Genomic DNA, 10,619 nt, shown 5'->3' on the forward strand with positions numbered 1-10,619 from the left:
ACGAAGTCCGAACCGCATGAGGCTGGTCTTCGCCGGCACCCCCGCCGTCGCCGTCCCGACGCTCGACGCCCTCGTCTCGGCCGGGCACGAGATCGCGGCCGTCGTGACTCGACCCGACGCCCCGCTCGGCCGCAAGCGGGTCCTGACCCCGTCGCCGGTGGCAGCGGCCGCCGAACGGCTCGGGCTCCCGGTCATCCGCGCTGCACGTCTCGACGACGACGCGACCGCGCGGATCGTCGCGCTCCGTGCGGAACTCGGCGTGATCGTCGCGTACGGCGGACTCGTCCGCGAACCCCTCCTGTCCGCGCCGGCACACGGTTGGATCAATCTGCACTTCTCATTGCTGCCGGCCTGGCGCGGCGCGGCTCCCGTCCAGCGGTCCGTGATGGCCGGAGACGCAGTCACCGGTGCATCGGTCTTCCAGCTCGTGCCGGCTCTCGACGCCGGAGACGTCTTCGCGACGGTGGAGACGCCGATCGGCGAGGGCGAGACCTCGGGGGAGCTCCTCGACCGCCTCGCCGAGCTCGGCGCACCGCTCACCGCGGAGGTCGTCGCCGCCATCGCCGCCGGCACCGCGGTCGCGGCCCCGCAGCAGGGCGAGGTGTCGCTCGCGCCGAAGCTCGACGGCCAGGACGGTCGGATCGTCTGGGACCGCCCCGTCGCCGACGTGTGGTCGCAGATCCGCGGGGTGACCCCCGAACCGGGCGCGTTCACCCTCCTCGACGAGTCACGGCTGAAGGTGCACCGCGCCGTCCCCGCGACGACCATGCCGACGGACCCACCAGCGCCCGGGACGATCGCGTCCGTCGACGGCCTCGTCCTGGTCGGCACGGCGGACACACCGTTGCAACTGCTGCAGGTGCAGCCGGCCGGGCGCACGGCGATGCCCGCCGCCGACTGGTGGCGCGGCGCATCCGCTGGAACCGATCGGCTGGTCACCGCGTGAGCGGCCAGCAGCCCGAGGGCCAGCGACGCCGCGACCGACGGCCCCGCAACGAGGAACCCCGACGCGGACGCCAGCGTCCCACGCGTCCGCGTGACTCGGCGACCGTGCAGCCGGCACGCCGAGTGGCCTTCGACGTCATCCACGCCGTCAGCACCTCGGACGCCTACGCGAACCTCCTCCTGCCGCACCGGCTGGCCGAGGCGAAGTTGAGTCCGGCGGACGCCGGCCTCGCGACCGAGCTGACGTACGGCACCCTTCGCCGACGCGGGTACTACGACCGCGTCATCGCGCACGCGGCGAAGCGTCCCGTGACCGAGATCGACGACGCGATCCTCGACGTCCTGCGGCTCGGTGCCCATCAGCTGCTCTCCATGCGCGTCGCAGGCCACGCCGCTGTGAACGAGTCCGTCGAACTCGCCCGGTCCGCCGGTTCGCGGTCGGCGGCCGGCTTCACCAACGGTGTCCTCCGCACCATCTCGCGGACCGAACCCGCCGAGTGGGAGCGGATCCTGCTGGGTGAGGTCACGAACGACACCGATCGCCTGGCGGTGAGCACCGCCCACCCGTCGTGGGTCGTTCGGGCCATCAGGCAGGCGCTCGACCTGCAGGACCGCGGCGACGAACTCGAGGAGGCGCTGGCCGCGGACAACCTCGCCCCGCAGGTGAACCTCATCGCGCTCCCGGGGCTCGCCGACCGGCCTGAGGACGCCGAGCCGAACCGCTTCTCCCCATACGGCTTCCGCAACCCCGGCGGCGACCCGGTCCAGCTCGTCGGGACCGGCGGCGGCCGCCTCCGCGTCCAGGACGAGGGCTCGCAGCTCGCCGCGCCCGCGCTGACGCGGGCAGTACCGGTGCGGCCCGGCGAGCGATGGCTCGACCTGTGCGCGGGCCCGGGTGGCAAGGCGGCACTCCTGGCCGCCGAGGCTCTCGCCGGGGAGGCACGCCTCGATGCGAACGAACTGGTCCCTGCGAGGGCCCGTCTCGTGGAACGCGCCCTCGCGGGTGTCCCGCTCGAGGTGTCGGTCTCGACCGCCGACGGCACGAAGCTCGCTGCGGAGCATCCTGCGACCTACGACCGAATCCTCCTCGACGCCCCGTGCACCGGGCTCGGCGCGCTGCGACGACGACCGGAGGCGCGGTGGCGGAAGACCCCGAAGGACGTCTCCGAACTCACCCGACTGCAGGGCTCACTGCTCGACGCCGCCATCACCGCGCTCGCTCCCGGCGGGATCGTGGCGTACGTGACCTGTTCGCCGCACGTCGGCGAGACGGCACTGATCGTGGAGAGCGCGCTGCGAGCCCACCCCGGGATGGAGCGACTCGACACCTCCGCGGTGCTCGACCAGGTCACGACCGAACCGCTCGACGCCGCGGCGCCCGGTGGCGCGGTCCAGCTCTGGCCGCACCGCCAGGGCACCGACGCCATGTACATCGCGCTGCTCCGCAAACCCGCGGAGTCGGCCGGACCCGCTGTCGATCGATAGGCTCGAGCACATGTCCGCGCGCATCAACCCGAGCATCCTGTCCGCCGATTTCGTGAACCTCCAGGCCGACCTGGAGCGGATCGCGAGCGCCGACCTCGTCCACGTCGACGTCATGGACAACCATTTCGTCCCGAACCTCACCTTCGGTCCGCAGATGGTCGGTCGCATCCAGGACGTGTCTCCGGTCCCGCTCGACGTCCACCTCATGATCTCGAACGTCGATCGATGGGCTCCCGGCTACGCCGAGCTCGGGGCGTTCTCGGTGACGTTCCACGCCGAGGCCACCGGCGACCCCGTCGCCCTCGCCAGACGCCTGCGTTCCATCGGGGCGCGTGCCGGGATCGCGGTGAAGCCCGGCACACCCATCGAGCCGTACCTGGAACTCCTGCCGGAGTTCGACCAAGTGCTCGTCATGACGGTCGAACCGGGGTTCGGCGGACAGTCGTTCATGCCGGAGACCATGCCGAAGCTGCAGGCGCTGTCAGCCGAGGTCGCACGCACCGGTCTCGACGTCTGGCTCCAGGTCGACGGCGGGATCTCCGCGGACACGATCGGGATCGCGGCCGCCGCCGGTGCCGACACCTTCGTCGCGGGGTCGGCCGTCTACAGCGGTTCCGATCCGGCCTCGAACATCGCGCTGCTCCGGGCCGCCGCCGAGGCGTCGACGCACACCCACTGACGCAGCGGGCCGGTCCAGCGCGTCTGCGGTGCGCGCCGCCGCCCGGAACCGGTACCCTGGAGCACGTGAAAACCTTCGACGAGCTGTTCGACGAGCTGCGCCTGAAGGCCGAGACCCGGCCGGAGGGTTCCGGCACCGTCCGCGAACTGGACACGGGTGTGCACGGCATCGGGAAGAAGATCGTCGAGGAGGCCGCCGAGGTCTGGATGGCGGCCGAGTACCAGAGCGACACCGAGACGGCCGAGGAGATCTCCCAGCTGCTCTACCACGTGCAGGTGATGATGGTGGCGAAGGGGCTCACCCCCGCCGACGTCTACCGACATCTGTAGGAGCACGTCGCGGCGCATCCGCCGCGCCTCCTGATCACCCTGTCGAGACACCATCGCACAACACGAAAGCCACCCCATGCTGAGAGTCGCCGTGCCCAACAAGGGCTCGCTGTCCGAGACCGCCGTCGAGATGCTGCAGGAGGCCGGCTACACGACCCGTCGCGACACCAAGGAGCTCCACGTCGTCGACGCACGGAACGACGTCGAGTTCTTCTACCTCCGTCCGCGCGACATCGCGACCTACGTCGGTTCCGGCGCCCTGGACATCGGCATCACGGGGCGCGATCTGCTCCTGGACTCGCACTCCGCCGCGACTGAACTCGCCGAGCTGGGCTTCGGCGGGTCGACGTTCCGCTTCGCCGGTCCGGCCGACGAGTTCTCCGAGCTCTCCGATCTCGCGGGGAAGACGGTCGCCACCAGCTACCCCGGCCTCGTCGGCAACTTCCTCCGCGACGCCGGTGTGGATGCGACGCTCGTCCACCTCGACGGTGCGGTCGAGTCGGCGGTCCAGCTCGGGGTCGCGGACGCGGTGGCCGATGTCGTGTCCACCGGCACGACCCTCCGGAAGGCCGGACTGGGCATCTTCGGCCCGGTGATCCTCGACTCCACCGCCGTGCTCATCGCGTCGCCGGAGACGAAGCCCACCACCGCGACGCTCATCCGCCGACTGCAGGGCGTCCTCGTCGCGCGGCAGTACGTGCTCGTCGACTACGACCTCCCGGTCCGGCTGCTCGAGCAGGCGACCGCCGTCGCCGGTGGCATCGAGTCGCCGACGATCTCGCCGCTCCGCGACCCCGAGTGGGTGGCGGTCCGGGTCATGATCCCTCGCGGCGACGCGAACGACGTCATGGACCGCCTCTACGAGCTCGGCGCACGCGCCATCCTCGTCACGGCCATCCACGCCGCCCGACTCTGAATCGCCCGTCCCTCACCACCCGTCCCAGTCGCTCTGCGGAGGCCTCCGTGTCACTCGCCACCCGAGTCATCCCCTGTCTCGACGTCGCCGACGGGCGCGTCGTGAAGGGCGTCAACTTCCTCGACCTCCGCGACGCCGGCGACCCCGTCGAACTCGCGAAGCGCTACGCCGAGCAGGGCGCGGACGAACTGACCTTCCTCGACGTCACGGCCACCGTCGCCGAACGCGACACCACCTACGACCTCGTCAGCCGGACCGCCGAGCAGGTCTTCATCCCGCTCACGGTCGGCGGCGGGGTCCGCTCGACCCAGGACGTCTCCCGGCTGCTGGCCAGCGGGGCGGACAAGGTCGGCGTGAACAGCGCCGCGATCGGCCGACCGGAGTTGCTGGGGGAGATCGCCGACCGCTTCGGCGCTCAGGTCCTCGTCCTCTCCCTGGACGTGAAGCGACACGCCGGCAGCGCATCCGGATGGATCGTCACGACACACGGCGGCCGACGTGAGACCGAACTCGACGCGCTCGCCTGGGCGACCGAGGCGATCGAACGCGGTGCGGGCGAGCTGTTGGTGAACTCGATCGACGCCGACGGCACCAAGGCCGGGTTCGACACCGAGCTCATCAGCGCCATGCGCGAGATCAGCCGGGTTCCGGTCATCGCGTCCGGGGGAGCAGGCCGCCTCGCCGACTTCCCACCCGCGATCGCCGCGGGTGCCGACGCCGTCCTCGCCGCGAGCGTCTTCCACAACGGCGAGTTGACGATCGGCCAGGTCAAACAGGAACTCGCCGACGCCGGTTGGACGGTGCGGGCATGAGCGCGGACATCACCATCCCGGTGGGCGCCGACCCGGAGACCGCGATCGGCCAGCTCACCTTCGACGCGCAGGGCCTGCTCCCCGCGATCGTGCAGCAGTGGGACTCCCGCGAGGTGCTCATGCTCGGGTGGATGGACGCCGAGGCCGTCCGCCGGACGATGACCGAGGGTCGGGTCACCTACTGGTCCCGGTCACGACAGGAGTACTGGCGCAAGGGCGACACCTCCGGCCACGTGCAGTTCGTCCGGGCGCTCGCCTACGACTGCGACGGGGATACCCTGTTGGTGGAGGTCGATCAGCACGGCGCCGCCTGCCACACGGGTACGCGCAGCTGTTTCGACGGCCGGAGCCTCGACGTCGTCGCAGCGCCATCGCCGACACCATGAATCGAGTTGGAGCATGACCGAGAGCACCGCAGCACCCCAGTCCGGGCCGGTGGAGCCGCCGAGGCCCGACGAACCGTCCGAGGCTGACGAGCTCGAGTCCAGGGCTCTCCGCAGTCGTCAGCGCCGCCTGAAGACCCTGCTCCTCGTCACCGCCGTCCTCGCCGACGCGCTCATCCTCGCAGCGTGGACCCAGACCTGGCTCTCGATCAGCCTCGTGGGCGTCGGCCCGCACTCCGGCGCGCTCGACGTCGTCGGCTCCGTCGCCGCTCCCGCCCTGTCCGCACTCGCGCTCGCCGGTCTCGCCCTCGTCGCGGCGCTGGCCATCGCCGGGCCGGTGTTCCGCATCATCCTCGGCCTGCTGGAGGCCGTGATCGGCGCCTGCGTCATGATCTCGTCGATCGCGGTGCTCGCCTCGCCGGCGACCGCGGGCGCGGCGGCCGTGACCGAGGCCACGGGCGTCGCCGGAAGCCAGTCGACCATCGACCTCGTCGCGGCGACCACGCTCACCGCCTGGCCGGCGATCACCCTGGTGCTCGGCGTCGTGCTCGGACTCGCCGGGCTCGCGACCGTGCTCACCCACCGCCGGTGGCCCGGTCCGTCGAAGAAGTACCAGGCGGTCCGGTTCACGCAGGTCGAGACGGCCCCGAGCGCCGACCCGGTGGGCGCCTGGGACGACCTCAGCCGCGGCGACGACCCGACGCGCTGACCGCTCCGCCGAACCACGACGGCACCCCGGGCCACCTGGGAACTCGTGGCCCACGCACGGAACCGCGCACCGCTTGCCGGTACACTGGAACCCGCACTCGCACAGAAGGAGAACCATGAGCACCGACCCCTCGGACCCCGGCCACGGACACTCGCCCGCCGCCTGGACGGCCGTGATCATCATGTTGGTCGCGTTCGCCGCCGGTACGGTCTTCTTCTGGCTCGACATGCCCGTCCTCGTCTGGGCCTCCGCCGGCGTCCTCCTCCTCGGGTGGATCACGGGCGGTGTCCTCGCCAAGGCGGGATACGGCGTCGGCGGGTCCAAGACCGTGGCGAAAGAGCACTGAACATGCTCGCCGACCTCATGGCCGGCGCGAAGGAGGACGCTCTCGGGCGCCTCGCGGGCCGTCCGGCTGCAGTCGTCGAAGCCGCTGCTGTCGAGGCCCCTCCGGCCATCGACGCCCTTGCTGCGCTCGCCCCGGCCGACCAGGTCAAGATCATCGCCGAGGTCAAGCGGTCCAGTCCGTCCCGCGGCGCGTTGGCCGACATCCCCGACCCTGCGCTCCTCGCCTCGCTCTACGAGCAGGGTGGTGCCAGCGCGGTCAGCGTGCTGACCGAGGGTCGCAAGTTCGGTGGTTCGCTGCAAGACCTCGAGGCCGTCCGGGCCGCGATCCGCATCCCGGTCCTACGCAAGGACTTCGTCTCCCTGCCGTACCAGGTGTTCGAAGCCCGGGCATCCGGCGCCGACCTGGTCCTCCTGATCGTCGCCGGACTCGACCAGGCCACGCTGTCGTCGCTGCACGAACTCGTCCTGCAGCTCGGCATGACCCCGCTGGTGGAGACCCACTCCGCCGAGGAGCTGGCCAGAGCGAGCGACATCGGTGCCCGGCTCATCGGCGTCAACGCGCGGAACCTCAGCACCTTCGAACTCGACCCACACCTCTTCGGATCGTTGACCGACCGTTTCCCCGCCGACGCCGTCAAGGTGGCCGAGTCAGCTGTGCTCCGCGCCGCCGACGTCGCCGCCTACCGACGTGACGGCGCCGACGTCGTCCTGGTCGGCGAGGCGCTCGTCACCGGCGACCCCGTCGCCACCCTCGAACAGTTCCTGGGAGCCACCGCATGACCATGTCACCAGCCACCCCCGCCCACGCGGAACCGACGCACCTCCGAGACGAAGCCGGTCCGTTCTTCGGCGACTTCGGCGGACGCTACATGCCGGAGGCGCTCATCGCCGCGGTCGACGAACTCGCGACGGCCTACGAGGCCGCCAAGGCCGACGAGAGCTTCCAGGCCGAGCTGACGACGCTGCTCCGCGACTACGCCGGCCGCCCGTCGATCATCACCGAGGTGCCACGCTTCGCCGCATCGGCGGGTGGTGCACGCATCTTCCTCAAGCGCGAGGACCTCAACCACACCGGCTCGCACAAGATCAACAACGTCCTGGGCCAGGCGCTCCTCACGAAGCGCATCGGCAAGACCCGCGTCATCGCCGAGACGGGGGCCGGTCAGCACGGTGTGGCCACGGCCACCGCGGCCGCACTCTTCGGCCTCGACTGCACGATCTACATGGGCGAGGTCGACACCGAGCGTCAGGCGCTCAACGTCGCCCGCATGCGACTGCTCGGCGCGACCGTCATCCCCGTGACGACGGGCTCGCGGACTCTCAAGGACGCCATCAACGAGGCGTACCGCGACTGGGTCGCGTCGGTCGAGACCACGAACTACATCTTCGGCACCGCGGCGGGCCCACACCCGTTCCCGGTCATGGTCCGCGACTTCCAGAAGATCATCGGAGAAGAGGCCCGCGCACAGCTCCTCGAGCTGAACGGTTCACTTCCCGACGCGGTCGTCGCCTGCGTCGGTGGCGGCTCCAACGCCATCGGCATCTTCCACGCCTTCCTCGACGACGCGGACGTCGCGCTCTACGGAGTCGAGGCTGCCGGCGACGGCGTCGACACCCCACGGCACGCCGCGTCCATCGGCCGCGGTCGTCCGGGTGTCCTGCACGGTGCCCGCACCTTCGTCCTCCAGGACGACGACGGCCAGACCGTCGAGTCCCATTCCATCTCCGCAGGCCTCGACTACCCGGGCGTCGGACCGGAGCACGCCTGGCTCGCCGACACCGGCCGGGCGACGTACGTCCCCGCGACGGACGCCGAGGCGATGGAGGCCTTCCGACTCCTGAGCCGCACCGAGGGGATCATCCCCGCGATCGAGTCCGCCCACGCACTGGCCGGGGCCATCGTCCTCGGCAAGGAGCTGGGCCCCGAGGCGACCATCCTGATCAACCTCTCCGGGCGCGGAGACAAGGACGTCGAGACGGCTGCCACCTACTTCGGGCTCCTCGACGAAGCCGGGCGGAACGCATGACCGCCCCGGCCACCGACCACACGACGGTCTCACCGGTCGCATCGGCGATCGACGCCGCCTCCGTGGACCGCCGCGGCGCCCTCATCGGGTACCTCCCCGTCGGATTCCCCGACCTCCAGACGAGTATCGACGCCGCCATCGCGCTCGCGCAGAACGGCGTCGACGTCCTCGAGCTCGGCGTGCCCTACTCCGACCCCGTCATGGACGGAGCGGTCATCCAGGCCGCGACCATGACCGCCCTCGCGGAGGGGTTCCGGTTGCGCGACGTCTTCACGGCGATCAGCGCCATCCGCGCCGCCGTGGACGTCCCGGTCCTCGTCATGACGTACTGGAACCCGGTGCTGCAGTACGGCGTGGAGCGGTTCGCCTCCGACCTCGCCGCGGCCGGCGGAGCCGGGCTCATCACCCCCGACATCACCCCCGACGCCGCGGCGGACTGGCTGGACGCCAGTGAACGACACGGCCTCGACCGGGTCTTCCTGGCAGCACCGACCTCGAGCGACGACCGCCTGTCGCTCGTGACCGAACGGTCCCGCGGCTTCGTGTACACCGTCTCCACGATGGGCATCACCGGTGCCCGGCAGGACCTCGACGCGGCCGCGAAGACCCTCGTCGGTCGTCTCCGCACGGCGGGGGCACAGCACGCGTGCGTCGGCATCGGCATCTCGACCGCGGAGCAGGTCCGCTCGGTCCTCGAGTACGCCGACGGAGCCATCGTCGGCTCTGTGTTCGTCAAGGCTCTCGCCGACGGCGGCGTCCCGGCGATCACCGAGGTCGCCCGTTCACTCGCGGCCGGCACCGCCCGCTGAGGGTATCCTCACCACGTCCGCGATGCTGAAAGCCGTACACTCGATCAGAGTTCGTAACGAAAGGCGACCACTGCAGTGATTGCACCCCTCAGCATCCCGAGCCCGAACCCGGACATCGCGACCTTCAGCGTGGGCCCGTTCACGGTGCACATGTACGCGCTCTGCATCATCGCCGGGATCATCGCCGCCACCATCCTCACCTCCCGCCGGCTGACGAAGCGCGGTGCCGAGCCGGGCATCGTGCTCGACATCATCCTGTGGGCCATCCCCTTGGGGATCATCGGTGCGCGGATCTTCCACGTCCTGACCCACCCCGGCGACTACTTCTACCCGGGTGCCGACCTCCTGCGGACGCTCTACATCTGGGAGGGCGGCATCGCGATCTTCGGTTCGCTCATCGGTGGAGCGGTCGGCGCCTACATCGGCTGCCGCATGACCGGGATCCGGTTCTGGACCTTCGCCGACGCCCTCGCGCCCGGCCTGCTGCTCGCCCAGGCGTTCGGTCGCCTCGGCAATTACTTCAACCACGAGCTCTACGGGCTCCCCACGGACCTGCCCTGGGGCCTCGAGATCGAGGCCAGCAACCCCGCGTTCCCGATCGGTCTGCCCGCCGGCACGCTGTTCCACCCCACGTTCCTGTACGAGATCATCTGGAACCTGCTGGGGGTGGCCGTCATCCTCTGGATCGGACACCGCTTCAACCCGCAGTGGGGCCGCCTGTTCGGTGTCTACCTCATCTGGTACGGCGCCGGTCGCACGGTCTGGGAGACCATCCGGATCGACCCGAGCGAGTACCTCTTCGGCATCCGAGCCAACGTCTGGGCCGCGATCCTCGCGATCGTCGTCGGACTCGCGATCATCGTCATCCAGTCGCGTCGCCACACGGGTGCCGAGCCGTCGCCGTACGTCCCCGGCCGTTCCTGGGCCGATCCGAAGGCTGCGGTAGACTACTACGACACCGACGCGGAGAACCTGGGGCTGCGCAGTGCCTCCGCCGACGACGATGCCGACGGATCAGACCGCACTGCGTCATCCACTCCGTCGTCCGAAGCCACGGTCGCCACAAGCAAGACCGGCTCTCGCTCCTAGGCTGAACGCACCCTCGTCGGCCCGGTGGATCCCGGCTCAGCAGGGGATCCATCACCCGTTTCGTCCCAGGGCCAGCGACGTCCCCCTTCTG

General features: G+C 70.7%; 13 protein-coding genes. All 13 read left to right on the forward strand.

Annotation, left to right across the window (positions count from 1 at the left end):
* The first annotated feature begins 16 nt into the window (after positions 1-16).
* The 13 genes from fmt (at position 17) to lgt (ending at position 10,528) form a co-directional block, all read left to right on the forward strand.
* Positions 17-946, forward strand: a complete 930-nt coding sequence (gene fmt / locus EAO79_RS13930; RefSeq protein WP_124769347.1) for a methionyl-tRNA formyltransferase — start codon at positions 17-19, stop codon at positions 944-946.
* On the forward strand, positions 943-2,430 hold the full coding sequence (locus EAO79_RS13935; RefSeq protein ID WP_371413646.1) for an RsmB/NOP family class I SAM-dependent RNA methyltransferase: 1,488 nt from the start codon (positions 943-945) through the stop codon (positions 2,428-2,430). The genes fmt and EAO79_RS13935 overlap by 4 nt, the downstream gene beginning before the upstream one ends.
* Positions 2,431-2,440: 10 nt before the next feature.
* Positions 2,441-3,109 carry a ribulose-phosphate 3-epimerase gene (gene rpe / locus EAO79_RS13940; RefSeq protein ID WP_124769348.1) on the forward strand — a complete coding sequence of 223 codons (669 nt, stop codon included), beginning with the start codon at positions 2,441-2,443 and terminating at the stop codon, positions 3,107-3,109.
* Positions 3,110-3,174: 65 nt separating this feature from the next.
* A complete protein-coding gene (locus EAO79_RS13945) occupies positions 3,175-3,438 on the forward strand; it encodes a phosphoribosyl-ATP diphosphatase (RefSeq protein WP_064293847.1) in 264 nt (87 codons plus the stop codon).
* 76 nt (positions 3,439-3,514) lie between these two features.
* Positions 3,515-4,354, forward strand: coding sequence for an ATP phosphoribosyltransferase (hisG, locus tag EAO79_RS13950; protein WP_124769349.1), 840 nt, complete (start codon positions 3,515-3,517; stop codon positions 4,352-4,354).
* Between the two features lie 47 nt (positions 4,355-4,401).
* Positions 4,402-5,166, forward strand: coding sequence for an imidazole glycerol phosphate synthase subunit HisF (gene hisF / locus EAO79_RS13955; RefSeq protein WP_124769350.1), 765 nt, complete (start codon positions 4,402-4,404; stop codon positions 5,164-5,166).
* Positions 5,163-5,552 carry a phosphoribosyl-AMP cyclohydrolase gene (hisI, locus tag EAO79_RS13960; protein WP_079705938.1) on the forward strand — a complete coding sequence of 130 codons (390 nt, stop codon included), beginning with the start codon at positions 5,163-5,165 and terminating at the stop codon, positions 5,550-5,552. The genes hisF and hisI overlap by 4 nt, the downstream gene beginning before the upstream one ends.
* Positions 5,553-5,565: 13 nt before the next feature.
* On the forward strand, positions 5,566-6,258 hold the full coding sequence (locus tag EAO79_RS13965) for a Trp biosynthesis-associated membrane protein (RefSeq protein ID WP_085510892.1): 693 nt from the start codon (positions 5,566-5,568) through the stop codon (positions 6,256-6,258).
* Between the two features lie 115 nt (positions 6,259-6,373).
* A complete protein-coding gene (locus tag EAO79_RS13970; RefSeq protein WP_079705940.1) occupies positions 6,374-6,604 on the forward strand; it encodes a DUF6704 family protein in 231 nt (76 codons plus the stop codon).
* A 2-nt stretch (positions 6,605-6,606) separates the two neighbouring features.
* The gene (trpC, locus tag EAO79_RS13975) at positions 6,607-7,383 is read left to right on the forward strand and encodes an indole-3-glycerol phosphate synthase TrpC (protein ID WP_124769351.1); all 777 of its coding nucleotides are present in this window, start codon (positions 6,607-6,609) and stop codon (positions 7,381-7,383) included.
* Positions 7,380-8,630 carry a tryptophan synthase subunit beta gene (gene trpB / locus EAO79_RS13980; RefSeq protein ID WP_370281926.1) on the forward strand — a complete coding sequence of 417 codons (1,251 nt, stop codon included), beginning with the start codon at positions 7,380-7,382 and terminating at the stop codon, positions 8,628-8,630. The genes trpC and trpB overlap by 4 nt, the downstream gene beginning before the upstream one ends.
* Entirely contained in the window at positions 8,627-9,439 is an 813-nt protein-coding gene (gene trpA, locus EAO79_RS13985) for a tryptophan synthase subunit alpha (RefSeq protein WP_124769352.1), read from the forward strand. The genes trpB and trpA overlap by 4 nt, the downstream gene beginning before the upstream one ends.
* Before the next feature lie 75 nt (positions 9,440-9,514).
* On the forward strand, positions 9,515-10,528 hold the full coding sequence (lgt, locus tag EAO79_RS13990) for a prolipoprotein diacylglyceryl transferase (RefSeq protein WP_079002517.1): 1,014 nt from the start codon (positions 9,515-9,517) through the stop codon (positions 10,526-10,528).
* The last annotated feature ends 91 nt before the right edge of the window (positions 10,529-10,619 follow it).

This window comes from Plantibacter sp. PA-3-X8, assembly GCF_003856975.1.
Classification (GTDB): domain Bacteria; phylum Actinomycetota; class Actinomycetes; order Actinomycetales; family Microbacteriaceae; genus Plantibacter; species Plantibacter auratus.

Excerpts from the sequence above, each read along its gene's own strand:
- rpe (WP_124769348.1), top strand. The coding sequence starts at position 2,441 with ATGTCCGCGCGCATCAACCCGAGCATCCTGTCCGCCGATTTCGTGAAC.
- hisG (WP_124769349.1), top strand. The coding sequence starts at position 3,515 with ATGCTGAGAGTCGCCGTGCCCAACAAGGGCTCGCTGTCCGAGACCGCC.
- fmt (WP_124769347.1), top strand. The coding sequence starts at position 17 with ATGAGGCTGGTCTTCGCCGGCACCCCCGCCGTCGCCGTCCCGACGCTC.
- trpA (WP_124769352.1), top strand. The coding sequence starts at position 8,627 with ATGACCGCCCCGGCCACCGACCACACGACGGTCTCACCGGTCGCATCG.
- trpB (WP_370281926.1), top strand. The coding sequence starts at position 7,380 with ATGACCATGTCACCAGCCACCCCCGCCCACGCGGAACCGACGCACCTC.
- EAO79_RS13970 (WP_079705940.1), top strand. The coding sequence starts at position 6,374 with ATGAGCACCGACCCCTCGGACCCCGGCCACGGACACTCGCCCGCCGCC.
- EAO79_RS13965 (WP_085510892.1), top strand. The coding sequence starts at position 5,566 with ATGACCGAGAGCACCGCAGCACCCCAGTCCGGGCCGGTGGAGCCGCCG.
- hisI (WP_079705938.1), top strand. The coding sequence starts at position 5,163 with ATGAGCGCGGACATCACCATCCCGGTGGGCGCCGACCCGGAGACCGCG.
- trpC (WP_124769351.1), top strand. The coding sequence starts at position 6,607 with ATGCTCGCCGACCTCATGGCCGGCGCGAAGGAGGACGCTCTCGGGCGC.